The organism is Chitinophagaceae bacterium, assembly GCA_016699815.1.
In the GTDB taxonomy this organism is placed as follows: domain Bacteria; phylum Bacteroidota; class Bacteroidia; order Chitinophagales; family Chitinophagaceae; genus Ferruginibacter.
Genome location: CP065012.1, coordinates 267,052 through 293,699, shown reverse-complemented (window position 1 = coordinate 293,699; position 26,648 = coordinate 267,052). Strand labels below are relative to the sequence as shown.

19 protein-coding genes are annotated in these 26,648 nt (G+C 39.0%); 13 read left to right on the top strand and 6 right to left on the bottom strand.

The annotated features are described in order from the left end of the window. The first annotated feature begins 131 nt into the window (after positions 1–131). From rpsK to aroQ, 6 genes are all read left to right on the top strand, one after another. On the top strand, positions 132–548 hold the full coding sequence (gene rpsK / locus IPO46_01290) for a 30S ribosomal protein S11 (protein ID QQS63280.1): 417 nt from the start codon (positions 132–134) through the stop codon (positions 546–548). A gap of 134 nt (positions 549–682) precedes the next feature. Beyond that, entirely contained in the window at positions 683–1,288 is a 606-nt protein-coding gene (gene rpsD / locus IPO46_01285) for a 30S ribosomal protein S4 (protein QQS63279.1), read from the top strand. A 59-nt stretch (positions 1,289–1,347) separates the two neighbouring features. After that, positions 1,348–2,343, top strand: coding sequence for a DNA-directed RNA polymerase subunit alpha (locus IPO46_01280; GenBank protein QQS63278.1), 996 nt, complete (start codon positions 1,348–1,350; stop codon positions 2,341–2,343). Positions 2,344–2,467: 124 nt separating this feature from the next. Continuing rightward, positions 2,468–3,016 (top strand): 50S ribosomal protein L17, encoded by a 549-nt coding sequence (gene rplQ, locus IPO46_01275; GenBank protein ID QQS63277.1) that lies wholly within the window; start codon positions 2,468–2,470, stop codon positions 3,014–3,016. A gap of 122 nt (positions 3,017–3,138) precedes the next feature. Then, the gene (carA, locus tag IPO46_01270; protein ID QQS63276.1) at positions 3,139–4,230 is read left to right on the top strand and encodes a glutamine-hydrolyzing carbamoyl-phosphate synthase small subunit; all 1,092 of its coding nucleotides are present in this window, start codon (positions 3,139–3,141) and stop codon (positions 4,228–4,230) included. Positions 4,231–4,322: 92 nt separating this feature from the next. Next, positions 4,323–4,751, top strand: a complete 429-nt coding sequence (aroQ, locus tag IPO46_01265) for a type II 3-dehydroquinate dehydratase (protein QQS63275.1) — start codon at positions 4,323–4,325, stop codon at positions 4,749–4,751. A gap of 165 nt (positions 4,752–4,916) precedes the next feature. Here aroQ and IPO46_01260 read toward each other — a convergent pair whose 3' ends face one another. The 4 genes from IPO46_01260 to dnaE form a co-directional block, all read right to left on the bottom strand. Then, positions 4,917–6,113 carry a DUF2130 domain-containing protein gene (locus IPO46_01260; GenBank protein QQS63274.1) on the bottom strand — a complete coding sequence of 399 codons (1,197 nt, stop codon included), beginning with the start codon at positions 6,111–6,113 and terminating at the stop codon, positions 4,917–4,919. Between the two features lie 37 nt (positions 6,114–6,150). Continuing rightward, positions 6,151–7,041: an ACP S-malonyltransferase gene (gene fabD, locus IPO46_01255; GenBank protein ID QQS63273.1), complete on the bottom strand. Its 891-nt coding sequence runs from the start codon at positions 7,039–7,041 to the stop codon at positions 6,151–6,153. Between the two features lie 146 nt (positions 7,042–7,187). Further along, positions 7,188–7,505, bottom strand: coding sequence for a thioredoxin (gene trxA, locus IPO46_01250; GenBank protein QQS63272.1), 318 nt, complete (start codon positions 7,503–7,505; stop codon positions 7,188–7,190). A gap of 154 nt (positions 7,506–7,659) precedes the next feature. After that, the gene (gene dnaE / locus IPO46_01245; protein QQS63271.1) at positions 7,660–11,280 is read right to left on the bottom strand and encodes a DNA polymerase III subunit alpha; all 3,621 of its coding nucleotides are present in this window, start codon (positions 11,278–11,280) and stop codon (positions 7,660–7,662) included. Between the two features lie 200 nt (positions 11,281–11,480). Between dnaE and IPO46_01240 the strand changes: the two genes are divergently transcribed. Next, positions 11,481–14,183 (top strand): hypothetical protein, encoded by a 2,703-nt coding sequence (locus tag IPO46_01240; GenBank protein QQS63270.1) that lies wholly within the window; start codon positions 11,481–11,483, stop codon positions 14,181–14,183. A gap of 36 nt (positions 14,184–14,219) precedes the next feature. Here IPO46_01240 and IPO46_01235 read toward each other — a convergent pair whose 3' ends face one another. Continuing rightward, positions 14,220–15,143, bottom strand: a complete 924-nt coding sequence (locus tag IPO46_01235; GenBank protein QQS63269.1) for an alpha/beta hydrolase — start codon at positions 15,141–15,143, stop codon at positions 14,220–14,222. A 321-nt stretch (positions 15,144–15,464) separates the two neighbouring features. On the opposite strand from IPO46_01235, the gene IPO46_01230 reads away from it, so the two are divergent. Together IPO46_01230 and IPO46_01225 are read left to right on the top strand one after the other, a co-directional pair. Next, positions 15,465–16,118 carry a C40 family peptidase gene (locus tag IPO46_01230; GenBank protein QQS63268.1) on the top strand — a complete coding sequence of 218 codons (654 nt, stop codon included), beginning with the start codon at positions 15,465–15,467 and terminating at the stop codon, positions 16,116–16,118. A 109-nt stretch (positions 16,119–16,227) separates the two neighbouring features. Continuing rightward, positions 16,228–16,455, top strand: coding sequence for a hypothetical protein (locus tag IPO46_01225; protein QQS63267.1), 228 nt, complete (start codon positions 16,228–16,230; stop codon positions 16,453–16,455). On the opposite strand, the gene IPO46_01220 is transcribed toward IPO46_01225, so the two are convergent. Then, on the bottom strand, positions 16,452–18,107 hold the full coding sequence (locus IPO46_01220) for a M1 family metallopeptidase (GenBank protein ID QQS63266.1): 1,656 nt from the start codon (positions 18,105–18,107) through the stop codon (positions 16,452–16,454). The genes IPO46_01225 and IPO46_01220 overlap by 4 nt on opposite strands. A gap of 84 nt (positions 18,108–18,191) precedes the next feature. Here IPO46_01220 and IPO46_01215 point away from each other — a divergent pair, with 84 nt between their 5' ends. The 4 genes from IPO46_01215 (at position 18,192) to IPO46_01200 (ending at position 26,624) form a co-directional block, all read left to right on the top strand. Then, positions 18,192–19,811, top strand: coding sequence for an ABC transporter substrate-binding protein (locus IPO46_01215; GenBank protein ID QQS63265.1), 1,620 nt, complete (start codon positions 18,192–18,194; stop codon positions 19,809–19,811). Then, a complete protein-coding gene (locus tag IPO46_01210; protein QQS63264.1) occupies positions 19,808–20,209 on the top strand; it encodes a c-type cytochrome in 402 nt (133 codons plus the stop codon). The genes IPO46_01215 and IPO46_01210 overlap by 4 nt, the downstream gene beginning before the upstream one ends. 101 nt (positions 20,210–20,310) lie before the next feature. Further along, entirely contained in the window at positions 20,311–22,854 is a 2,544-nt protein-coding gene (locus IPO46_01205) for an alpha amylase (GenBank protein ID QQS63263.1), read from the top strand. A 224-nt stretch (positions 22,855–23,078) separates the two neighbouring features. Beyond that, positions 23,079–26,624: a T9SS type A sorting domain-containing protein gene (locus IPO46_01200; protein ID QQS63262.1), complete on the top strand. Its 3,546-nt coding sequence runs from the start codon at positions 23,079–23,081 to the stop codon at positions 26,622–26,624. Positions 26,625–26,648: the final 24 nt, after the last annotated feature.

The following is a 26,648-nucleotide window of genomic DNA, read 5'->3' as shown; positions in this document are numbered from 1 at the left end:
ACCCGGCATTTTTGTTATATAAAACGGTCACGTTAAAGAACCCAAGCCAGATTGCAAGACCGGCAGGAGGTAAAGGTTCACCCGAAAAATTTTCGGTAAAAAAATAAACAGATTACCTATTTAAAAAAGTTATGGCAAAAGCACAAAAAGCCGCAGGAGGCAAAACAGGAAAAGCAGCCGCCAAAAAAAGGGTTGTAAAAGTAGATGCACTGGGCGAAGCCCATATTGTTGCAAGTTTCAACAATATTATCATTAGCCTTACCAATAAGCAAGGCCAAACCATTTCCTGGTCGAGCGCCGGTAAAATGGGCTTTAAAGGCAGTAAGAAAAACACACCTTATGCAGCGCAAATGGCAGCAGCAGATGCCGCTAAAATTGCATTGGATGCTGGCCTCAAAAGGGTAGATGTGTTTGTAAAAGGTCCAGGAAGCGGAAGGGAAAGCTCCATTCGTTCCTTAAGCCAAAACGGTATTGAGATTTCATCTATAAAAGATGTTACCCCAATGCCCCACAACGGTTGCAGGCCTCCCAAAAAGAGAAGGGTATAAATTTCTAAGTACACTTAGAATAAACATATTGAATCGCCATACGGTTCATTTATATAAAGGGTGAATGATTAATTTTTTACGATTTTTTACAGATCATTTCACCGTTACAAAAAAAATCGAAATGATTAACAATTATGGCACGTTACACTGGTCCAAAAACCAAGATCTCCCGTATTTTCGGGGAACCCATTACCGGAAATGGTAAATGGTTATCAAAAAACAGCAATCCCCCAGGTCAGCACGGTGCAAACCGCAAACGTAAAACCTTGGGAGAATATGCCCTTCAGCTTAAAGAAAAGCAAAAAGCCAAATACACTTACGGTGTTTTGGAAAAACAATTCCGCAAAACTTTTGAAGAAGCCAACCGTCAAAAAGGTGTTACCGGCGAAAACCTCATTAAACTCCTGGAAGCAAGGCTGGACAATACTATTTACAGGATGGGTATTGCCGTTAGCCGCCAGGCCGCACGCCAGTTGGTAAGCCACAAGCATATTACCGTAAACGGTGATGTGCTCAATATCCCTTCTTACACCTGCAAGCCCGGTGATATTATTTGCCTTAAAAATAAAAGCGCAGCCAACACTGCTATTACCAGCAACGTTCGTGGCAAAAATCCAAAATTTAACTGGATTGACTGGAATGAAACCGAACTAAAAGGCACATTCATCGCTTATCCCGAAAGAGAAAGCGTTCCAGAAAATATAAGGGAACAATTGATTGTGGAATTGTACAGTAAATAATTGCTTACAGTTCATTTACAAAATTCTTTTTATAACAGTTTAAAATTTAAAATAAACAAATGGGTATATTAAATTTCGTAAAACCAGATAAGATCGTTCTTCAAAAAGCAACCGATTTTGAAGCTCAATTTGAATTTCGCCCACTGGAACCCGGCTATGGCGTTACCATTGGTAATGCGTTACGCAGGGTATTGCTCAACTCACTGGAAGGTTATGCAATTGTTGGCATTAACTTAACTGGTGCTGACCACGAATTTGCAACGATTAAAGGAGTAACAGAAGACGTTACTGAAATGATATTGAACTTAAAGCAGGTACGCTTTAAGCCTAAAGTTGACCATGATGTAAGCTCAGAAAAAATTACCCTAAACCTGAAAAACAAAACAGAATTTACTGCCGGCATGATTGCCGAAGTTTCTCCTGCTTTCCAGGTTATGAACCCCGAATTACTGATATGCACTTTGGATAACAGCGCAAAATTAGATATTGAAATAACTATTGGTAAAGGCCGTGGCTATGTACCTGCAGAAGAACACAAAGAAAAGAACAGCCACTTTGGTTATATACCAGTGGATGCTATTTTTACCCCTATTAAAAATGTAAAGTACGTAATTGAAAATACCCGTGTGGAACAACGTACCGATTTTGAAAAATTGGTGATGGAAGTTATTACCGATGGCACAATTCATCCGGAAGATGCTGTAAAGCAGGCAAGCCGTATTTTGATTCAGCACCTGATGATTATTACCGACGAAAACATTACGTTCGATACCAAGGAAGATAAAAAAGAAGACATGGTAGATGAACAAACCTTGCAATTACGCAAAATGTTGAAAACACCACTGGAAGACCTCGATTTGTCGGTGCGTGCATTCAACTGCTTAAAAGCCGCTAAAATCAATTCGCTAAGTGAACTGGTTCAATACGAACAGGAAGACCTGATGAAGTTCCGCAATTTTGGTCAAAAATCATTAAGCGAAATTGAACAGGTACTCCAGGAAAGGGGCTTAGGTTTTGGAATGGACTTAAGCAAATTGAAACTGGATGATGAATAATGGTTCAATTTGATAATTTGCTGATGTGCCAATGAGTAAATTTCAAATTAACGAATTTTCAAATTAATAAAACAGTACCTCACAAATCCTGACACGGTGTGAGGGAATTTAAAAACTAAAAGTCATGCGTCACAGAAACAAGCAAAACAAACTAAGCAGAACGGCATCGCACCGTAGCGCCTTATTATCTAATTTAGGTGCACAGTTAATTACGCACAAGCGTATTACCACCACTTTGGCAAAGGCTAAAGCTTTACGCACTTATATTGAGCCGCTAATCACCAAAACCAAGGCCAACGAAAGCAAGGAAGCAATCATGCATAATCATAGGATAGTGTTTAGCTACCTGAATGATAAAGCAGCCGTAAAAGAATTATTTACTGTAGTTGCTCCAAAAGTTTCCGGAAGGCCAGGCGGTTATACCCGTATTATTAAATTAGGCGCCCGTACAGGGGATAATGCAGAAGTTGCAATGATAGAACTGGTAGATTTCAATGAAATCTATGGCAAAGGTATAAGTGCAGAAGTTGCAACGGCCAAAAAAACACGCCGCAGCAGCAGCAGGAAAAAAGCAACCGAAGAAGCAACCGAAGTACAGCCCCAAGCAGAAGCTGCAGCAGAAGTAAAAGAGCCAAAGAAAAAGGTAAAAAAATCCGGCGATAGCGAAGCATAAGATGTTAATTAATTTTTTTATACAAAGCAAACCATTTACCGGTTTGCTTTTTTTTATACCAAAAGTGGATAAACTCCAATAAAAATTTTATTACTTATTCTTTTCTTTGTACTACAAATATTATGGCAGCAAAATCAGCAATACTTCTTTTAGCAGACGGTACAAGCATACAGGGAACAGCATTTGGCAAAACGGGCACTACAACAGGCGAACTTTGCTTTAATACCGGTATGACGGGTTACCAGGAGGTTTTTACCGATCCCAGCTATTACGGTCAGGTACTAATTATGAACAGTGTGCACCAGGGAAACTATGGTGTATTACCTGCAGATGTGGAAAGCAATGGCGTAAAAGTAAAAGGCGTAATTGGCCGCAACCTGGAAGAAAAATTTAGCCGTTTAATGTCGCAAAAATCGTTGCAGCAATATTTTGAAGATGAAAATGTGGTAGCAATAGAAAATGTGGATACCCGTGCATTGGTAGCATATGTGAGAACAAAGGGCGCCATGAATTGCATTATTTCATCCGAGGAAACAGATGTAAAAATATTACAGCAGCAATTGGCCGCTGTTCCTTCTATGAATGGCCTTGAGCTTGCATCTGTAGTAAGCACTGCTGAGCCTTATACAATTGGTGATGTTCAAAGTCCTCTTCGGATTGCCGTATTGGATTTAGGCATCAAAAAAAATATTTTGAATTGCCTGGTAGAAAGGGGTGCTTTTGTAAAAGTTTTTAATGCCAAAACCGGTTTTGAAACCCTGCAGGAGTTCAACCCCAGCGGATATTTTATCAGCAACGGCCCCGGCGACCCTGCTCCAATGGATTATGCAATTAAAACCGTAAAACAAATTTTGGGAGCAAATAAACCCATGTTTGGTATTTGCCTTGGCCACCAGCTTTTGGCTTTGGCCAACGATATCCCAACTTTTAAAATGCACCATGGCCACAGGGGATTAAACCACCCGGTTAAAAACCTGATTACTGGCAAAAGTGAAATTACAACGCAAAACCATGGTTTTGGTGTGCAGCCTGAAGCAGTAATGGCAAACAATAATATTGAGATAACCCATGTAAACCTTAATGACAACAGTATTGAAGGTATTAGGATAAAAAATAAAAAAGCTTTTTCGGTACAATATCACCCCGAAGCAACACCAGGCCCACACGATAGCCGTTATTTGTTTGATGAGTTTATAGATATGATGAAAAATTAATCTTATTATTTTTTAAGGTCAGCAATTTTATTTTTAGAATAAATCCAAAACGGATTTAATTTTTCATACTTGCAAATTGTTACTTTCGCAAAATGAAAATTGCCATTATTAACGGCCCCAACCTTAACCTGCTGGGAAAAAGGGAACCCGAAATTTACGGAAACGAAGCAATTGAAAATTTATTAAACCAGTTGGAAAAACAATTTCCCCGGATAACATTTCATTATTTTCAAACGAATGTAGAGGGCGAACTGGTAAACGAATTACAGCGGGTTGGGTTTAGTTTTGATGGCATTGTATTAAACCCCGCCGCCTACACCCATACCTCGGTAGCTATTGCCGATGCCGTAGCAGCCATAAGTACTCCGGTAATAGAAGTACATATTTCTAATATTTACAGTCGGGAAGATTTTCGTAAAATTTCTTTTGTATCACCCAATGCTATTGGAGTTATTAGTGGGCTGGGTTTAAAAGGCTATGAGTTAGCCGTGGAATATTTGGTAACAAAACTTAGCAAATAAACTTGTTTTCCTCTGCGTTCCCATTGCTTTCTATTTTTATTTACACTCCGGCTTGATTGGTGTTACAAGAAACAAGAGCCTATCAAAAAAAGTTGGTTTATAAGCAATGGGACAAACGCAACGAAGGCAAAGAAATATTATTAAAAAACACAACCTGATGCCCAATTATTCCATACCGGAATTACTTTTACCCTCTTCCAGTTGTAAGTTAATGGCATCATTGCCGGAAATGCCTTCTATACTGCCCGAAATATGCAATGAGTTTTGAATGATCAGCTCTATTTGCTTTTCTTTCCGTTTCCAGTTTTTTTCAAAATCTTCCCTTTCTTTTTGTAGCATACCTTTCAACTGGCCAAAACCTTCTCTCATAGCATTCCAGTTGCCGGTAAACTCCGGGCTGGTGAGGTAATTGTATAAGGCAATCATTTTCTCCCCTTTATTTTCCTGGCTTTTTCGGCTTTCGCTTATTTTAAGTATGGCATTTCTTAAAATAAGGGCAAGGCTTTTTACTTCGCTGAAATTACACAGGTAAACCCCGCTTTTTTCGCCAAATTGCAGCATGTCTTTTGGGAGTGTACGGGTTACCAATATGGCTACATCGGCATTTTGGCCAAGCATATCGGCTTTAAGTTTGTCAATCCAATCGTTGCTAAAGTTTTCTGTTCTTTTACTTTCGTAAATAATTTTGCCACAGGTATTGCCAAGGTTGTTGCGAACAGTCTGTATGCAATCTGCTCCTTTTACGCCTTTTCCCACTTCTTCAATTACGTCAAACGGAAACGAAGTACGGAGCAGCTCTTCCAATGCCTGTTCCTGCACTTCGCCCTGCAATTGCATAGAACCCTGTTCGGCCTTGCGCTTCATTTCTTCGGCAAGTTTTTTTTGGTCTTCCAGTTGTTTTTCCAACTCTTTTATTTTTAAATGCTGCTCATTATCTTTAATTATATTTTTTTCTGCTTCCTGCCTGCGTATTTGCTCGCTTATATTTTGGCGCTCCTGTTGTAATTTTTTTTGTAATTCAATTTCCAGTTCCTGCTCTTTGTTTTTTAACTCCTGTTCTTTTTTTAAATACTCCAGTTCTTTTTGCCGGGCAGTTTTCAGCCTTCCCTCATTATCGGCATTGGCTTGTTGCAAAAGTTTGAGCTGGTTTTCATAGTCTGCACTTAGAGTTTTACGGATATTTTCCTCGGCCGACACACGGGCTTGCTCTTTTTCATTTATGACCAGTGCATCAAATTCTTCTTTTTTCTTTTTTTGCCAATCCTGCATTTTTATGCGTAATTCTTTTTCCACCTCTTCCCTAATGGCATCTGTTGGCTCAAATAAATTGCCGCAATTGGGGCACTTAATTTCCTGTTGCATTTTATTAAAATTTTAAATACGGTAAGGATAACATTTTTCAACTGATACTTTCCACCTGCATTTCTTTGTTTATTTTAAGCACAAGGCCCTGCAATACTTTTCCAGGTCCACATTCTGTAAACCTTGTGGCACCGTCGTTTATCATGGCTTCCACACTTTGAGTCCATCGTACCGGCCCGGTAAGTTGATTGATTAAGTTTTGCTTTATAGCTGCCGCATCGGTTACTGCATTGGCTACTACATTTTGATAAACCGGACAAACAGGTACATTAAAAACTGTGGAATCTATTGCTGCTGCAAGTTCTTCTTTGGCAGGCAGCATAAGTGGAGAGTGAAATGCACCGCCAACAGGTAACAATAAGGCACGCTTAGCACCTGCTTCTTTCATTTTTTCACAGGCCTGTGTTACAGCATTTACTGTGCCGCTTATAACCAACTGCCCTGGGCAATTATAGTTTGCTGCTACTACCACTTCCTTTAATTTCTGTGAAACAGATTTACAAATTTCTTCAACATTTTCATCGGGCAGGTTAAGAACGGCAGCCATGGTAGATGCAGTAAGCTCACATGCTTTTTGCATGGCAGCAGCACGAATGCTTACCAGCTTTAAGGCATCTGCAAAAGCCAGGGTTTTGTTGGCAACAAGGGCAGAAAATTCTCCAAGCGAATGCCCGGCAACCATATTGGGTTGTGCATTGGCTAAACTTTTATACACGGCAACAGAATGAATAAAAACTGCAGGTTGGGTAATATTGGTTTTTTTTAACTCTTCATCGCTGCCGGTAAACATGGTATTGGTAATGCGAAAACCCAAAATATCATTGGCTTCTTCTAGCAATATCCGTGCAGCTTCATTGCTATCGTAAATGGTTTTTCCCATTCCGCTAAACTGGGCGCCCTGACCGGGGAAAACATAAGCATGTTTCATGTGTAATAGTTTGTTTGTAAAAATAAGCACTAACCCAATAGCGAAAAAAAATTATCGGCGGTAAAGGGTTTTCGGCTGTTTAATTAAGGGCAATAACTAAAACACCCCGAAATTATCGGGGTGCCAGGTTTATTAATAAAGGTTGGTTATTTATGTGCTTCAATTTTTTTTACAAAATTTGACTTGGGTTGTGCCCCAATAAGTTTATCTACTACTTCACCATTTTTTATAAATAAAATGGCCGGAATAGAGGTGATACCATAATTTAGGGAAACCTGTGGGTTATTGTCCACGTTTACTTTACCAACCTTTACCTTACCATCATACTCTTTGGAAAGTTCTTCAATTACGGGGCCAATTGCCCGGCAAGGGCCGCACCATTCTGCCCAAAAATCCACTACAGAAAGTTTATCGGAATTGATTACTTCCTGCTGAAAATTGGTATCGGTTAATTCTAATGCCATAATATAAAATTTTAGTTGTTTAATACAGAACTGCAAATGTACAACCAATGTTAAGAATATGCTGTATTGACATATCCACAAATGTGTAGACTAAGTGCTGCTGAAAAAAGGACAGTATCTTATGGCGTTTTTTCAGCCTATTTATTTGGATAGTTTAGTTGAGTATAACATTTATATCTAAATAGTTGTTTTGAGAAAAAAACTGTACTAATTCATCGTTCATGGTAAATCCTCTTTCCAAGGTATGTAAATTTACATTTAGGCCAGTTTCGGGGTCTTTAATAATAAAAATCATAGAAGATGGACCGGGATGTGAGCTGAAATTTTTCTCCATAAAACTAATAAATTCCTCATTTATAAGCCTGGGATCCATATACACAAGAACCTGCTTTGTAGTGGTAACTTTTATAGTATCCAGCAAATGTATTTTGGCTAATTGAAACCTGTATTGCTCTGAATTATAATATTTTTGAAATGCGCCTTCAATCATTATTACCAAACCTTTTTCCAGGTATTTTTGGTAGCGTACATAATCTTCGCTCCAGAGCATAAATTCGGTCTTGCCGGTAAAATCTTCAATATGCAAAACTCCGAATTTTTTACCTGTTTTTGAAACCCTGTGTTGTGCATCAATTACTAGCCCGGCCACCCTTAGCGTTCTTGTAAGTGGATTATTATTGATAAAATTTTTTACTTCGTTAAACTGGCCAATGGGTAATATGTCGTAATGGGTGAGTTCAAATTTATAATTGTCCAAAGGATGGCCGCTAATATACATTCCGGTTACTTCTTTTTCATAATCCAGTTGTTCAATAAGCTGCCATGGGCTGCAGTTGGGTAATTTTGGAGGTACAATGGGCGGAAGTTCCAAATCGCCAAATAATGTATTGGCCGAATTAGAATTTTGTTGTTGCAAAACAGAGCCAAACTTGAGCATTTTTTCCAGGTTGGAAATATCGCCAGTATTGGCATGAAAGTATTGCGCCCTGTGCATTTCGTTAAAACAATCAAAGGCGCCGCCATAAATAAGGCTTTCCAAAGATTTTTTATTAACGGTACGTAAGTTGGCCCTTTTTACCAGGTCAAAAACGTCTTTGTACCTGCCATTTTTTTTTCTTTCTTCAATAATATTTTCTATAGCAGCTTCGCCCACTCCTTTTAGCCCGCTAAACCCAAAACGTATTTCTCCTTTGTTGTTCACAGCAAATCCGCTTTGAGATTCATTGATATCGGGGCCAAGCACTTTTATTTTCATGCGCCTGCACTCTTCCATGTAAAATGTAATTTTTTCGATGCTTCCTGCATGGTTCAACACAGCAGCCATATATTCATTGGGGTAATGGGCTTTTAAATATGCCGTTTGATAGGCTAAAAATGCATAACAGGTGGAGTGCGATTTATTAAATGCATATTGGGCAAAGGCTTCCCAATCGGTCCATATTTTTTCTAATTGTTTAATGGGATGCCCTTTGGCAGTTGCGCCTTCTATAAAGCTTACTTTCATTTTATCTAATGTAGCTTTTTGCTTTTTACCCATTGCTTTACGCAACACATCGGCATCGCCTTTACTAAAACCCGACAACTTTTGAGAAAGCAACATAACCTGCTCCTGGTAAATAGTGATGCCCTGGGTTTCTTCAAGGTATTCCTGCATTTCGGGCAGGTCGTAAGCTACAATTTCTTTGCCGTGTTTTCGGGCAATAAATGTGGGGATATAATTCATGGGCCCCGGCCGGTAAAGGGCGTTCATAGCAATAAGGTCGTCAAATTTATCGGGCTTAAGTTCCCGTAAATATTTTTGCATTCCCGGGCTCTCAAACTGAAAAGTGCCATTGGTTTCACCCCGTTGATAAAGAGCATAGGTTTTTTCATCATTCAATGGAATGTCATTGATGTTGATGTTCACTCCATGGTTTTGATGAATTAAAGCAAGCGCAGTTTTTACAATGCTCAATGTTTTTAAACCCAGGAAGTCCATTTTAATGATACCCGCTTCTTCAATGCTGTTGCCTTCAATTTGGGTTACCCACAAATCTGAATCTTTAGATGTAGTAACGGGAATCAATTCGGTGAGGTCTTGCGGCGCAATGATAATACCTGCAGCATGTATGCCGGTATTTCTTACCGAACCTTCCAGCACTTCAGCTTCTTTTAATATTTTGCCGAGTTGCTCATCTTCTTCATAAATAAGCCTTAATTTTTTTACAGATTCAATATCGTCGCTGTTCAATTGTTCCTTTTCGATAAGTGAAATTTCATTTTCGCTGGTTTTATCATTGTCGGATAACGGCGCATGTAACACCCTTTTTAAAGTAATACCTGGTTTTTCAGGCACAAGCTTTGTGAGCATACGGCTTGTATCCAGGGGCAGGTCCATAACCCTTGCAACGTCGGCAATACTGCTTTTAGCTGCCATGGTACCGTAAGTAATAATTTGCGCTACCTGTTTTTTGCCGTATTTCTGCACTACATAATCAATTACTTTTTGCCTGCCTTCATCGTCAAAGTCGGTATCTATATCGGGCATGCTTTTCCGTTCGGGGTTTAGAAAACGTTCAAAGAGCAAATTGTATTTCAAAGGATCTATATTAGTGATGCCTAAACAATAAGCTACTACTGAACCTGCTGCAGAGCCACGGCCTGGGCCAACAAATACGCCTATTTCCCTGCCGGCACGAATAAAATCACTTACGATAAGAAAGTAACCGGCAAAGCCCATTTTTTCTATTACGCCTAGTTCAAACTGTATGCGTTGTTCAATTTCGGGTGTAAGGATTTTATAGCGGTTATTGGCGCCAGCCCAGGTTATATTAGCCAAATATTCATCCTGCGATTTAAAGTTGGCAGGCACTTCAAAAAAAGGCAGCAGTATATTTTTATTCAGGTTGAGCAGGTCAATTTTATCTACAATTTCGTTGGTATTGTCAATAGCAGCAGGGAGATCTTCAAAAACCTTGCTCATTTCTGCCGTGGTTTTTAAATAAAACTGGTCGTTGGGAAAAGCAAAACGTTTGTTTCGGATGTTTACATCATCATCGGTGAAATCCCTTAATGCAGGCGTACTTTGTTTTTCACCGGTATTTACACAAAGCAAAATATCGTGAGCATTAAAATCTTTTTGATCTACATAGTGGCTGTCGTTACTGGCAATAACTTTTACATTATATTTTTGGGCAAATTTCAATAATACTTTATTTACCTTTTCCTGTTCGGTCATACCATGGCGCTGCAGTTCCACATAATAGTCATCCTGGAAAATATTTAGCCACCATTTAAATTCATTTTCACCTTCTGCTTCACCATTTTTTAAAATAGTTTGAGGTACCATAGCGCCAAGGCAGCAGGTGGTGGCAATAAGGCCTTCATGATGTTTATGGATCAATTGCTTGTCAATTCGTGGATATTTGCTGTACATCCCTTCAATATAGCCGAGTGAAGTGAGCTTTATTAAATTCTTATACCCGGTTTCATTTTTTGCCAGTAATATTTGATGGTGGCGGGGATCTTTTTCTTCTTTGCTAAAAGATTTCCGGGTGCGGTCGTGGGTAATATAAAATTCACAACCTACAATGGGTTTTACTTTTAAGGTACCGTCTTCATTTTTATGTTTATACGCTTCTTTTACAAATTCAAATACACCAAACATATTGCCATGGTCGCTTATGGCAAGTGCAGGCATTCCATCGGCAATGGCCTTTTGGTAAAGGCCTTTAATAGAAGCTGCACCATCGAGCAGGGAATATTGTGTATGAACGTGTAAGTGCGAAAATTTCATGAACTGCGTATTAAAAAATATAAGCCGAAAGGCTAACAAATTTCGGGATTTTACCTTCGCTTATTTTATTCTTTTCTCCACATAACCTGCAATAAAATTTGGGATGCAGTAATAGCCTATTTCAATAACAAAATATTTTTTTACTATGTTTTAAAAAAAAATTATATTTAGAGGTTCCAAAACTGCCAACGGGTATTTATATGAAAAATTTTACTTATCTGCGTTTTACTATTTTACTTGTTTTTTTATTTCTATATTTTATAAGCATTGCAGCTCCGCCAAATGATGAGTGCATTAATGCCATTGAATTACCGGTAGCTACTACCTGCAATTTTGTTCAATACAGTAATGAAGGCGCTACCGCATCGGCTGGCATACCTCAGCCTATTTGTGGCAATTACCAGGGTGGAGATGTATGGTTTAAACTGGTAGTACCTGCTACAGGAGGCGTTCAGTTAAATGCAAATGTTGGCAGCATGACGGATGGCGTAATGGCGCTTTACCTGGGCGACTGTACTACAATGGCTGTATTGGCTTGTGATGACGATGGTAGCCCAAATGGCCTCATGCCTTTGCTGGAGTATTACGGGTTAACACCTGGCTCAACAGTTTATATCCGTTTTTGGGGATATGGAAACAATAATTTTGGGACATTTGCAATATGTGCAAAAGCAATGAACCCGCCCAATAATTGTGCATTGAATAATGCCGGTGGATGTTCCTGCCCAACACCCGGCGCCACCGATTGCCAGTTGCTACCCGATATTATTGCCGGAAAACATTCTTTAAATGATACGAATGGCTGGTACGAATTTAGCCAGTTGGCAGCAAACCCCGATAAAGGGTTATTGCGGCTGGATGTGGCTACAGCCAATGTCGGCTGGGGCCCAATGGAAGTTATCCCTACCAATGATTACCTCTGCGGAACCGATACCCTGCACAATTTTTTTCCGCCATCAAATTTTGTATGTCCCAATGGCGCACAGATACGCCGCCTTATCAATCAAAAAGTTTATCATAAAGCAGGCAATTCGTTTCAATTTGAATTGAGGCCTGCAGGATTTATGATTTATCACCCTACGCATGGCCATATCCATATGGATGATTGGGGCTTATATACATTAAGGTTGAGGGATGCATCTGTAGCGGATACTTTGCAATGGCCTATTGTGAACTCTGGTATTAAAGTAAGTTTTTGCCTGCTGGACCTTACTACCTGCTCGGCTACCGGAGGCGATTGTATTGATGCAGGCGGAAATGTATTAACGAATAGTGATTTTCCTAATTATGGATTGGGTGGTGGAAATTATAATTGCGGAAATGATATGCAGGGAATTAGCGTAGGAAAAGTAGATATTTATCATAGTTACCTCGATGAAAGTTTTGTAAAAATACCTTATGAAGCCTGTAATGGCGAGTATCATGTAGTAATACAAATAGATCCCGATAACCATTTTTTGGAAATGAACGAAAACAACAATTGGTTATCTGCAAAAACAAACCTTACCCAGCAAAGGCAGAGTAATACCGGGCCTTACGCTTATCTCTTTAGCGAAGGTGGTAATATTTTGTGTAACGGAAATACGATGCAACTAAAAGCAAGCGGCGCAAATTCTTTTACCTGGAGTACCGGGGAAACAACACAAAATATCATAATTAACCAGCCAGGTAAATATTGGGTAAGGGCAACAACACCTTGTGGCACCGCAACAAGTGATACTTTGGAAATGGTATCCAACAGTGCAATACCTGCACAATATAAAGCAGATACTGTTTGCACAGGAACTCAAGCCCATCTTTTTGCCAACGGAAATAATACCAAATGGTACGATGCAGTAACAGGCGGCAATTTGGTTTTTACCGGAAATAATTTTACAACTCCTGCATTAACTGGCAGCACTACTTATTATGTTGCAAACGAGCCTTTGCCTGTAGTGGGTTCATTTGGCCCGGCTGAAACAACGTTTAGCGGTAATGGGTATTTTTCATCATCTGTGGATGATTACCTTATTTTTAATGCCTTTCTTCCCTTTACTTTAAAAAACGTAACTGTTAATGCACAAAATGCAGGCAATCTTAATATTCAGCTAAGAACTATTTATGGAAAACTTATTTCAGAAAAAACAGTAGCTGTACAAGTAGGTGTGCAGGAGATATTGCTAAATATGGATATTCCTGCCGGGCTAAACCTGCAATTGGGCATTGCCAACAGCAGTGTGAAATTATATTGCAGCACAGTAGCCAGCGGCAATATTGGTTATCCTTATAAATTTAATAGTATAGCAAATATTGTAGGCTCTGCTGATGGCGATATACAATACTCCATGTATTATAACTGGAAAATTGAAGTGCCGATGGCAACCTGCGGTTCTGTAACAAGGCTGGCCATTACTGCAATGGTTGTTCCCCCGGATGCGCCTGTAATTACTGGGCTGGCACCAACGTACCTGCATACTGCTTCACCAGTTACTTTATCTGCAATGCCTGCCGGTGGTGTATTTAGCGGAACAGCAGTAAGTGGAATTACTTTTAGCCCTGCAGTTGCCGGAATCGGCACACACGATATTACTTATACCTATACTTTGGGTAATTGTACAAAATCAACTATAGCCTCAACTACAATAAAATTCGATAGCGCTACCATTCATTACAATACTGAAATAAAAATTATTAACAATCCTGCATCAAATCCGCAAATTTTAATTACAGTAAATGAAACCGGTAAGGCAGAGTGGCGCATGTTTAATGAAGCCGGGCAGTTGATCCAAAAAGGTAACTATACCTTACTGCGTGGCAATAATTTAATAACACCCGAAATGCAAAAATTATCCCACGGCATTTATTTGTTTGAAATTAAATTAAGCGCCGATAATGCTAAAAAGATTTTTAAAATATTAAGGTAATTATTTAAAGAAATTCAGGAAAATAGGGGAGTAATATTATTTACCCCGTAAATAATGGTCAAACCATTTTACAAATTCTTTTCTTTCTTCTGCCATATTTTGCCAGGTGTGTTCTGCGCCTTGCTTATATTGAACAGAAACAGGTATTTGCTTTTTTCCCATTTCTTCTTTCATTCTTTCCGACTGTTGTACAGGAACCAGCCTGTCTTTATCGCCCTGAATGATTAATGTGGGCGCATCATCGGCGGTTACTAATTGAGCAGGAGAAAGGCTTATAGCAAGCTTATTAATAATAGCTGTGTCTTCAATGGGTGCATATATCCTTTTTAAAGAATCATAGCGCATAAATTCAAAAGCTCCTGCAACGCCCATCATCTTAAGAAGCAATTTTTGGTTTACCGGAAAATATCCCGGCTTACCCCAATTTAAAAAATCGGTAGGCGGACAAAAAACGGCCACAGCCTGCACTTTTGCTGATACCTGCTCCACCGGATCGCTAGCATGGGTATTTTCAATATCATCTGAAGTGCCGGCTAATAAAGCCAAATGGCCACCAGAAGAAGTGCCGGTAATGCCAATTTTATCGGCAAGAATTTCGTATTTTTTTGCGTTGTACCGAATATATTGAATAGCGTGTTTCACATCATCTGCCGCAACGGCTATATCAAACCTTGGCGCTGAACTGTGCAGGGTAAAAAACAGGGTATAACCTGCATCCAGCAATGGTTTAGCGTCTTCAATGGCATTTTTTACCCAACGGTATTCTGATACCCAACTGCCGCTAACTACACTAATAATGCCGTATCCATTTGGCCTTGCAGGTTTAACCATTGTAGTGGTTAATGCCATTCCAAAATGCCGGGCATAAATTATTTCTTCCTGTTTATAGGCCTCATTTTTTTGGCCCAATGCATCGGTAATAATAAAAAATAAAAGTAAACTTGTGAAAATGCTTTTCATATAAATGTTAATGATTAAAAAATAATATTGCATTAATTTGTTGTTGCTGCAATTGAATACTTATACTATGTTAATAGTTTTGTAATTATTTGTAATTTAAGCCTGTACAATATACTGGTGCAGGCTTGCGTTTTTAATTTAATTGTGCAATTTAAGCAGATTAGCTTAGTTTTGCACAGCTATATATTAAATTTATTTGAATATCGTTTGTAGGACAAGAATTACAGCAAGGAAATCAATTAAGAGAAAAAAGAAAGAATTTAAGGAGAACAAATAACACAAGACTAAGTCGTACATATACTAAAACTAAAACCTTTAGGTATGAAAAACTTGTTTTATGTTTCTGTTGCTTTTTGCATTTTATCAGGAACATCCAATGTCGCTTCGGCACAAACCTTTTTACATTTTTCCAATAATATTAAGGGAGATGAAACGGGCTTTTTAAAAATATCGCCATTACCCAACGATGTAGATTTTAATACGGCTATGGTGCCCGCTACTAAAGTTTCTGTAGCTCCTGTAAAATCTAATACGGCATTACTTACCGAACAATGCAAGGCTTTGCATTTTAAATTTGCACTCATCTTAAACAGGGAAGTAGAAACTTTGACAAATACCAAACTTTTTGAATTTATTGAAGATTGGTGGGGCGTTAAGTACCGCTATGCTGGCACCACAAAAAAAGGGGTTGATTGCAGTGCTTTCACCAGTTTGCTCATGCTTTCTGTTTTTAATTTGCAGGTTCCCCGTACGGCCCGTAAGCAATTTGCTTCCTGCAAAAAAATTGATAAGGATGATTTAACAGAAGGCGATTTGGTATTTTTTAATACCCGTGGTGGTATAAGCCATGTTGGGTTATATATCAGCGATGGTTATTTTGTTCACAGCAGCAGTACCCAGGGCGTTACCATTAGCAACCTTGATGAACCTTATTATAACAAAAGGTTTATTGCAGGGGGCCGCATTTACAACTGATTTTTCTAGATTGGTTTATTGTTTTGCCTTTTTATTTTTTAGTAATTCAATGGTTTTCTAAAAAAGATATTTCCCTCAAATATTAATAATAATGGCTTAACGTTTTGTAATGAGAGGTATAAATTATTTTGCCGGAATTGGCACTGTGATGATATTTGCCGGTTTTTATTGCCAAAAAGCTGCATTGCAAAAGCAAAAAAAATATAATAAAGAAAGCGAACTATTTCAAGTTTCGCAAAGCAAAAAAGCAAAACTAATACTCCTGATGTCTGGTTGCATTTTACTCATTACCGGCGTAGCAATAATTTTAAATGAGTTAAAGCTCATCGGGCTTTAATTTGATGCGTTGGTTGTGTTGATATAAAAATTTTCATCAACAGCAAATTCTCTTTTTTTATATTTTTTGGTTTGCCATTCTTCTGTGGGTTTCAGCCAGCCGTTACTGTTTTTAATTTTTAAGGGCATATTAAAGCCGGCCACACAATTTTGGTATCGGTAATGCAGTAAATTGTTTTGCAGCTTATATTCTAAAACGGGCACCTGTATGGTGCGTAAGTATTGATCATATATTATTGAAAAATCTTTTTTGGCAAATTGGCTGATATAGTTTTCAATTTGTGCAGAGGTTACAATTTTATGATAAAAATCTTTGTTCAAACTCATCAGTAATTTTCTGAATTTTTTATCATTTTTCATAATTTGCCTTATCATGTGTATCATAGCACTGGCTTTGGGATACATATCGCCGCTGCCTTCGCTGTTTACACCATAAGCGCCAATAATTGAAATGTCGTTTTGAATGCCTTTCCTGCTGCCAATATTATATTCATTGCCGGCTTGTGTGCCGTAATAATAACCGGTAAATAATGTTTCGCTATAATTGGTAAAGCCTTCATGCACCCACATATCGGCAATATCTGCAGTGGTAATATTGTTGGCAAACCACTCATGCCCGCTTTCATGAATAATAATGAAATCCCATTTTAATCCCCAGCCTGTACCGGAAAGGTCACGACCAAGATAACCGTTTTTAAACCTGTTGCCATAAGCAATGGCGCTTTGGTGTTCCATACCCAAATGGGGCGATTGTACCAGCTTATATCCATCTTCATAAAATGGGTAAGGGCCAAACCAATATTCAAAAGCTTTCATCATTTCCGGCGCTTGAACAAATTGTTTTTTTGCGCTGTCCATATCATAGTCCAGCACCCAGTAATCCATGTCAAGTTTTCCTTTGAGGCCATTGTATTGCTCCCCAAAATGAACATACTTGCCAATGTATGGTACAATATTATAGTTGTTGATTGGGTTCACAACCTGCCAGCTATAAGTTGTGCTGCTATTGTAATGTGCAGATTGTTGCATGAGTCTTCCGTTTCCAACGGCCTTTAAACTATCGGGTACGGTAATGTTTAGCACTGCGCCATTATCCGGCTCATCGCTTTGATGGTCTTTGCAGGGATACCAAACGCTTGCTCCCAAACCCTGGCAGGCAACACTCATCCACGGCCTTCCCATCCTGTCTTTTTTCCAAATCCATCCTCCATCCCATGGCGGCATTTTAGCTTCCCTGGGTTTTCCATGGTAATAAACAGTTACAGAATCATTACCAGGTTTTATTTTATACATAGCGCTGCTATCTCTTATTTGGGTAAAAAACGCATTACCATCCCTGGTAAATGGCAGGCTTTTTTTTTGATGGACTATACTGTCTATTTCCAGGGGTTGCTGTAAATCTATCTGCATCAATTTTACGCCGTTATCAAAATAAGTAATGCAATTTTTTCCGAAAATAGTTTTGGTTTCAAAATCGGGTTTCACGGTAATATTGTAATGTAATACATCCCAACCCAACCTGCCAGGGCCTATGCTCCCACGCAAAGTATCCTGGTGGGTAAACTGGTGAGGTTTACTTAATACCTGTGCAAATGTTTTACTATTTAAAAAGCAGCAAAATAATATGAGGAAGAAAAAATATTTCATGAACATTTATTTGTATAAATATACTTAAAGTTAAAAAGCCAAAAATTCATTTTTTTACAAGAGGCAAAATTCATAGTACATTTATGCGCTATGAAGGGATTTTTGCTGTATATAGTATTTATTGCCGTAGTAATGCTCATGTATTGCTGCAAGAACCGTAAAATTGGCAACAAGAATATTTTCAGATATAATGAAACTACCGGTATTGCTACACTTGACCCTGCTTTTGCCCGCAACCAATCTATAATGTGGGCCGTACACCAGTTGTTTAATACACTTACAGAAGTTGGAGACAGCCTTCAAATAAAACCTTCGTTGGCCAAAAGCTGGACCTATTCTTCAGATAAAAAAAACATCATCTTTCACCTGCGCACCGATGTGTTTTTTCATGACGACCCGGTTTTTGAAAAAGGGAAAGGCAGAAAACTAAAAGCACAGGATGTACAATATAGTTTTGAAAGGATTATAAACCCGGCAACGGCAAGCCCGGGTGCATGGATATTTAATAACAGGGTAGATCTCGTTGAACCTTTTAAAGCCATTGATGATAGTACGTTTCAATTAAAACTTGCAAATCCTTTTCCACCAATATTAGGCATTTTAAGTATGCAATATTGTTCTATTGTGGCAAGAGAAGCGGTAGAAAAATATGCTGGCGGTTTCAGGCGCCATCCTGTGGGTTCTGGTCCGTTTCAATTTGTAGCATGGGACGAAGGCCAGGCTTTAATAATGAAAAGAAACAACCATTATTTTGAGAAAGACGTTTATGGGATGGGTTTGCCTTACCTTGATGGTATTAAAATAAGTTTCCTGGATAGCAAGGCTTCGGAATTTTTAGAGTTCAGGCAAAACCGCCTGGATTTTATCAACGATATTGAAGCGTCATTTAAAGACGAAGTGATTACCAAAACCGGCAACCTGAAAAAACAATGGCAAGGCAAAATTCTTTTGCAGAAACATCCTTACCTCAATATCGAATATTTTGGGATTTTGATGGATACAACGAATAGCTTATTGTCAACATCCGCTTTGCGGTATAAAAAAGTGAGGCAGGCAATCAATTATTCCATCAACCGAAAAAAAATGATGTTGTATATGCGCAATTCCATTGGTACGGCTGCCGAAAGTGGGTTTGTTCCACCAGGCCTCCCATCTTTTAACAGTAATGAAGTGAAGGGATATAGTTATAACCCAAAAGCCGCAAAAATTTTACTTAAAGAAGCAGGTTACGCCGGTGAAAAAATTAAGTTATTTACCATACCTATTTACGCCAGCATTGCAGGGTTTATTGCCAATGAATTACAGCAAAATGGTATTAATGTAGTTGTAGAAACCGTGCAGAAAAGCCTGTTATTTGACCTTACGGCAAAAAGCCAGGCTGTATTTTTTAGGGCAAGCTGGATTGCCGATTACCCCGATGCAGAAAATTTTTTAAGTGTTTTTTATAGTAAAAATCCGGCGCCTCCAAACTATACTCGCTATAAAAACCCGAAATTTGATTGGCTGTATGAACAGGCAATGAATGAAACCAATGATGAAAAAAGATATTTACTTTACCGGCAAATGGACCAATGCATAATGGATGATGCACCCGTTGTGCCTTTGTGGTATGATATGGCATTGCATTTGGTGCAACCAGGTGTAAAAAATTTTTATCCCAATAGCCTGAATATGCTTGAATTGAGAAAAGTAAAAAAAATAAAACCATGAGTAAAAATATTTTGAAAACCATTTTTCTGATTTTATGCCCTGTTGCATTGTTTTCTTATGTAATACCTCAGGAGGATGTGTTTAAAAATCTTAAAGTATTTCCCAAAAATATTTCATCTGAAGCGTTGCATAAATACATGGACGATTTTAATGAAGGATTAGGCGTAAAATGCAATTACTGCCATGCAAAAAACGAAGAGGGCACACAGCTCGATTTTGCCAGTGATGATAAACCGGAAAAAGAAATGGGCCGTATTATGATAAAGCTCACCATGGAAATAAATCAAAAATATTTTAATTATAGAGGGGATAGTACTGCTGAATGGACGGTTACCTGTAACACCTGCCACAGAGGAAACCCAATACCCTCGTTGCAGGATACATTGATAAAAAAATAATCATCCGTTTTTTGTTATTTTGCTATTAATGCTAAAGTAAATAACTTGGCTGTTGTTTTTTTGCTGTTTTGCTGCAACCAAATAATTTTAAAAACACCGGTATGAAGAAAAGTTTACTCATTTGTTTTGCTTTCACATTATTTAATGTTACTGTTTTTTGTCAGCAGGTATTAATGCAGGGCTGGTATTGGGATTATCCTAAAACCCTTAACGGCTATAGCTGGGCCGATTCTTTGCGGTTAAAAGCCGCACAATTAAAACAAGATGGCATAACGCATATCTGGTTTCCACCACATGCAGTAGCGAGTTTTGGTGCTGGCAGCAATGGATACGATCCCAAAGATTTATATATTGGCAACCAAACCACAGGGCTGGGAACAAGGCCGGCATTAAACGCTATGCTTAATGAATTTACCGCACAAGGAATTGCTCCCGTGGCCGATGTAATTTTTAATCACAGGGATGGAGGTGTATCGGAAAATAACCCTGCCGTAAAAAGTTACATTACCCAATATTATACCGATGTAAAAGAACCTTTTCCTTCGGACAGGTACCGCTGTATTTTACCCATTGGCGGTAGTACCGGAAATGGAGCCGGTACTTATTACTTTAAACTTTCTTCAAAAACAAACAGCCCAAGGTTTAATGGCTATCAATATAAATTATACCTGCAAACCAATAAAACGGGTTTTGCAGGGCTACCTGCCCAAACAGAAATTGAACCCAATGGTGGCGGCGATTGCGGCCAGGCGAATAATAGTATTACCCTGGGAAGAGATATGGTTGTGAACATTGAAACCGGCGCTGGCTGCGGTGCCGATGAATTTCAACTCAACCTTACTGCTACCGATTTTAATGCAACAGGTGATACTATATTTATTTATATGAACAACACCGGCGGCTATTCCGACCATCGCATTTACGGGATATGGAGCGCCGCAAGGAGCCTCGATATTGTAAATGAATTAACCTATCAAACCTATACCAATTACAGTAATATGCCCAGCGGCCGAGGACAAATGAATTTTGAATTTTTTAAACCCAATACCAGCAATGCTTCCAGTACTTATTTAAATGGTGATTGGGACGGCATGTATTTCTTTTACGATTACGACCAGTTTCAAAAACGCACTAAGGATACCCTTATTGAATATGCCAAATGGAATTACAGCGCTTTACAGGTAAGAGGTTTTAGGATGGATGCGGTAAAACATTTTACGCCGGAGTTTGTTGGCGATATGCTGGATAGTCTTCATGAGGATAGCATGGATCCATCATTAGTTGTGGGCGAATGGTACAGTACCAACACGGCAGAATTAAGTGGCTGGGTAAACAGTGTAAAATCATTTATGGATGTAGGCACACAGGCAGCCATACAACCTAAAATTTTTGATTTTTCATTAAGAGAAAGTTTAAGACAGGCCTGCGATAATAGCAGCTATGATGTAAGAAATATTTTTACCAGCAGTGTACACGATGCTACCGGGCTAAGCGGCTATAACCTGGTAACCTTTGTAAACAATCATGATTTTAGGGATGCATCTGGTTTTGCATCGCTGGTTCGCACCCATCCCAACCTTGCCTATGCTTATATTTTAACCAACAATCAAATTGGCGTACCCACCATTTTTTACCCAGATTATTTTGGTTACCCGGCGCCTTCCGGCGGATTGTATAGTTATCACCCCACAAATTTGCCGGTTTACAGAACAGAATTGGTAAACCTGATGAATGTTTTAAAATTGTACATAAACGGTTCGCCAGGTGTGGATTATCTCAACAGGTTTGGTACGCCTTATTCCTCCAGTTATATTGAAGGTAGCGCTAATAAAGCCCTTATTTACCAGATTGAAGGCCATACAGGCAATGGGAATAAAGAAGTATTGGTGGCTATAAATTTTGGCAGTACCACATTAAAAGTGGATCATACCATCAATACAAGGGGCGGGCTTATTGCCCCGGGAACTGTTTTTACCGATGTGCTTGCCCAATCCAATTTTCCATTTCAAATTTTAAGTGGCAGCAACCAGGTTTATTTTGAATTGCCGCCGCATAGCTACTCCGTGTGGGTACAGGGAGCGCCGGTATTGCCGCTGAATTTATTTTCTTTTTCGGCTACGGCTGCCGGTAAAAAAGTTGCACTCAACTGGATGGTAAATAATAACGAAAAAATTGACAGGTTTGAAATACTGCGTTGCGATGATGGAAGAAATTACCGAACCATTGCTCAAATTAATGCATCTGCAAAGCTGGGAAATGAAAACTATACTTTTATTGATGAAAAACCTGTTTTTAACAAAGCAATGTTGTACCGGGTAAAATGGTATAATAAAGATGGCGCTACCAAATTTTCCGATATTAAATTGCTGAAACTGGAAGACAAACAACTTTCCATTAAATTAATGGGAAACCCGGTAAAAAAAGATTTGAAGTTGCAGATAAACAGTTCCGTTAATAATGTTTTAAATATTTCAATTATTAGCGCAAAAGGAGATAAGGTTTTGCAAAAGCAATTGCCGGTTTCTATGGGAAGTTCAATGCAAAATATTAATATTAACCAGTTATCATCCGGCGCATATTATATACTTGTAACTGGTGTTCACAACTACCAGGAGGCAATAAAATTTAGCAAAGCCGGGGAATAAATAGTGCTTTTTATTGTTTAAATTATTCAGCCTGAACGCATAAGAAAATTTAGGGGGATGTAATAAATAAGTTTTATAAATCTTAAAAAGGCAGAGCAAACCTTTTTTTAAGATTTTAGTTTACAGATTTTTTTAAAAAAACCTTATTTTTTTTGATATATTATTTTTAAAGAAATATATTTATTTTACTTTTAAGATTGCAAATCATCAAAAAACACCGGTTTATGAAAAAACTGCTACTCTTTTTTTTGGCAATACCTGTTTTATTTACCGCTACTGCCCAGCAAAATTATTGGAGCCAGTATGTCGGAACAGGCAAAATAATTACCGATAAATCTGTTGCCCGGTTATCGTTTCCCAAAGAATTTAAATTATTTACAGCAAGCCTGCCACTTTTAAAGCAGGAATTATTTAAAGTTGTAAATAATAATGCTGCACATACCAATATAATTAGTTTACCCAATACCGATGGCGCTTTGGAAGAGTTTGAAATTGTGGAAGCATCCAACTTCGATGCTGAATTGCAGGCGCAGTTCCCGGAAATAAGGGCTTTTTCCGGCAAGGGCATTACCGATAAATATGCCACTTTAAAATTGAGCTATTCGCCGCAGGGTATCCAAACGATGGTTTTTCGAAGCGGGAAAGAAAATGAATTTATAGAGCCCTATTCTCAAGACCACAGTGTTTACGCCGTATTTAAATCACATCGAAATAAAGCGCAATTGCCCTGGAGTTGTACCACACCCGGCGCCGACCTTGAAGAGAGTATCAATATACAGGTACAAAATAGCGGCATTGTTGCCAGGAGCGGGGGAAATTTAAAAACCATGCGATTAGCTCAGTCAGTTACGGCAGAGTATTCAAATTATTTTGGAGCTACAAGCGCTACGCAGGTTTCCCTGGTATTAGCCGCCATTAATAATACACTTACCCGCTGCAATGGCGTTTATGAAAAAGACCTTGCCCTTCATTTAAACCTTATAGCAGCTTCTACCAATGTAATTTATTATAACGCAAGCAGCGATCCCTATTCCAATGCTGCACAAATGGCTAATTGGAATACCCAGTTGCAAAATACACTTACTTCAGTTATTGGTGAAGCCAATTACGATGTTGGCCATTTATTTGGCGCTACTGGCGGTGGCGGTAATGCTGGCTGTATTGGTTGTGTTTGTACTAATGGCGCAAAAGGCAGCGGTTATACATCGCCGTCAGACGGTGTGCCTGCAGGAGATAATTTTGATATTGATTATGTAGTGCACGAAATTGGCCACCAATTGGGTGGCAACCATACTTTTTCTATGATTAACGAAGGCACAGGTGTTAATAAAGAAGTGGGTTCAGGTATTACCATTATGGGCTATGCCGGTATTACTTCTTACGATGTTTCAGGCCACTCAATAGATATTTATCATGAAACTACCATTGCACAAATACAAACTAATTTAAATAGTAAAAGCTGCCCTGTTACTACAACTATTGTAAATACTACACCGGTTGTAAATGCCGTAAGCAATTATACCATTCCTATTAGCACTCCATTTGCATTAACCGGTTCTGCAACAGATGCCGATGGCGATGCACTTACTTATTGCTGGGAGCAAAATGATAATTCTACAACAACAAATGCACAAAGTGTTGCCAGCCCAACAAAACTTACCGGGCCCAACTGGCTTTCTTTCAGGCCAACCATTTCACCTGTACGTTATTTTCCAAGGCTGCAAACCATACTTGCCGGCTTAAACACTACCGGCCCAATGGTGGGTGGCGATGCAGGTGTTGTTACTGAAGCTTTAAGTTCTGTTAGCCGCACTTTAAACTTCAGGCTTACCGTAAGGGACAATGCGGTATTTAGTTCTTCTGCGCCGGTAAGTGTGGGACAAACGCAGTTTACCGATATGGTAGTAACGGTTACCAATACATCGGGCCCATTTACGGTTACTTCGCCCAATACCAATGTTTCCTGGGCAGGTAATTCAGCCCAAAATATTACCTGGAACGTTGCAGGTACTACCGCATCTCCTGTAAGCTGTGCCAATGTAAAAATTTCTTTGAGTACTGATGGAGGTTTAACTTTCCCAGCCGTACTCATTGCCAGCACGCCAAACGATGGCAGCCAATCTATAACCTTACCCAATACAGCAACCACTACTGCCAGGATAAAAGTAGAAGCTGTAGGAAATATTTTCTTTGATATTTCCAACAGCAATTTTACTATTACCGCATCTGCTTCTTGTGGTACGCCAACAGGCTTAGCAGAAAATAATATTACAATCAATAGCGCCGACCTAAGCTGGAATGCGGTTGCAGGAGCATTAAATTATGATGTAGATTATAAATTAAATGCATCTTCTACGTGGACCAGTTTTTCTGTGGGCCAAACCGGCACTACTGCAAACCTTACAGGCTTAAGTGCTTCTTCAATTTATGATTGGCGGGTAAAAGCAACCTGTGTTTCCGGTTCGGGGATATTTGCAACATCACAGTTTACAACAGTTGCAGGTGCTTGTAATGCTCCTGCAGGCCTTGCTTCGTCTTCCGTTACCTCTTCTTCAGCAATAGTAAGCTGGAACCTTGTGAGCGGCGCTTTGAGCTATGATGTAGATTATAAATTAAATGCATCATCTGCCTGGATCAGTTTTTCAACAGCACAAACTGGCACATCGGCAAACCTTACTGGCCTTAGTAGTGGCTCCTTATACGACTGGAGGGTAAGAACCAATTGCAGCGGTTCAGGCAGCAGTTTTGTAATGAATCAGTTTACCACTTTAACTTCCGGTTGTGCATCAGCATTTGAACCTAATGAATCATTGGCTGCGGCTGCAACCATTAGTGCAGGTGTTGCTCATTCGGCTGCAATAAACACCTCTACTGATAAAGATTATTACCAACTCATAACCACCGGTACAAACAATATTTCTTATTCACTTGCTGGCCCGGCAGGTGTGGATTATGACCTAAAAATATATAACAGTTCCGGAACTCAAATTGGTTCGGGTACAAGCACTACTGCAAACGAAACAGTTACGCTCAATAACCAGGCTGCAGGCACTTACTATGTTTATATTTACGGATATAACGGGGCAAACAGCGCTACTTGTTATACTATTACAGCAACAGTTACACCCGTAAGTGCAGGTTGCCAAAGCAGTTACGATAACAGCACAAATGGTACTTATAGCGGTGCAGCACAAATACCGTTAAATACAGATGTACATGGTTTGATAAATCCAAAAAGTGAGAACGACTATTATAGATTTGTAATTACTACAGGCGGTACGGCAACCATTACCTTATCTACCTTACCAGCAGATTATGATATGAGGCTATACAGCAGTAATGGTACTACGCAATTGGCCATTTCGCAAAATGGCGGTACAACTTCAGAAACCATCAGCAGGACATTTACAGCCGGTACTTATTATGCAAGGGTTTATGGATATAAAAGTGCATTCAACGCATCCAACTGTTATACCTTGCGCATTTCAACAGGCACCGCTACAAGAGAAGAAAAAATGCCATTGTTTAGCAGTAAAAATTTAATAGCTTATCCCAATCCGGTTAACGATATTTTGAATATTCAGTTAAAAGGAATTACCGGAAATTCATCTTTTCGTTTATTTGATATTAATGGCAGGCAGGTAGCTTCAGGTAAAACGATAAATGCAAATTACCATCTAAATATGCGCTATTTACCAGCCGGCGTATATTTATTGCAGGTAATTGCTGCAAGCGGTGAAATATTCAGCACAAAAGTGGTGAAACAATAAAACCTTTCTTATAAAAAATAATAA

Excerpts from the sequence above, each read along its gene's own strand:
- rpsK (QQS63280.1), top strand. The coding sequence starts at position 132 with ATGGCAAAAGCACAAAAAGCCGCAGGAGGCAAAACAGGAAAAGCAGCC.
- rpsD (QQS63279.1), top strand. The coding sequence starts at position 683 with ATGGCACGTTACACTGGTCCAAAAACCAAGATCTCCCGTATTTTCGGG.
- IPO46_01280 (QQS63278.1), top strand. The coding sequence starts at position 1,348 with ATGGGTATATTAAATTTCGTAAAACCAGATAAGATCGTTCTTCAAAAA.
- rplQ (QQS63277.1), top strand. The coding sequence starts at position 2,468 with ATGCGTCACAGAAACAAGCAAAACAAACTAAGCAGAACGGCATCGCAC.
- carA (QQS63276.1), top strand. The coding sequence starts at position 3,139 with ATGGCAGCAAAATCAGCAATACTTCTTTTAGCAGACGGTACAAGCATA.
- aroQ (QQS63275.1), top strand. The coding sequence starts at position 4,323 with ATGAAAATTGCCATTATTAACGGCCCCAACCTTAACCTGCTGGGAAAA.
- IPO46_01260 (QQS63274.1), bottom strand. The coding sequence starts at position 6,113 with ATGCAACAGGAAATTAAGTGCCCCAATTGCGGCAATTTATTTGAGCCA.
- fabD (QQS63273.1), bottom strand. The coding sequence starts at position 7,041 with ATGAAACATGCTTATGTTTTCCCCGGTCAGGGCGCCCAGTTTAGCGGA.
- trxA (QQS63272.1), bottom strand. The coding sequence starts at position 7,505 with ATGGCATTAGAATTAACCGATACCAATTTTCAGCAGGAAGTAATCAAT.
- dnaE (QQS63271.1), bottom strand. The coding sequence starts at position 11,280 with ATGAAATTTTCGCACTTACACGTTCATACACAATATTCCCTGCTCGAT.
- IPO46_01240 (QQS63270.1), top strand. The coding sequence starts at position 11,481 with ATGAAAAATTTTACTTATCTGCGTTTTACTATTTTACTTGTTTTTTTA.
- IPO46_01235 (QQS63269.1), bottom strand. The coding sequence starts at position 15,143 with ATGAAAAGCATTTTCACAAGTTTACTTTTATTTTTTATTATTACCGAT.
- IPO46_01230 (QQS63268.1), top strand. The coding sequence starts at position 15,465 with ATGAAAAACTTGTTTTATGTTTCTGTTGCTTTTTGCATTTTATCAGGA.
- IPO46_01225 (QQS63267.1), top strand. The coding sequence starts at position 16,228 with ATGAGAGGTATAAATTATTTTGCCGGAATTGGCACTGTGATGATATTT.
- IPO46_01220 (QQS63266.1), bottom strand. The coding sequence starts at position 18,107 with ATGTTCATGAAATATTTTTTCTTCCTCATATTATTTTGCTGCTTTTTA.
- IPO46_01215 (QQS63265.1), top strand. The coding sequence starts at position 18,192 with ATGAAGGGATTTTTGCTGTATATAGTATTTATTGCCGTAGTAATGCTC.
- IPO46_01210 (QQS63264.1), top strand. The coding sequence starts at position 19,808 with ATGAGTAAAAATATTTTGAAAACCATTTTTCTGATTTTATGCCCTGTT.
- IPO46_01205 (QQS63263.1), top strand. The coding sequence starts at position 20,311 with ATGAAGAAAAGTTTACTCATTTGTTTTGCTTTCACATTATTTAATGTT.
- IPO46_01200 (QQS63262.1), top strand. The coding sequence starts at position 23,079 with ATGAAAAAACTGCTACTCTTTTTTTTGGCAATACCTGTTTTATTTACC.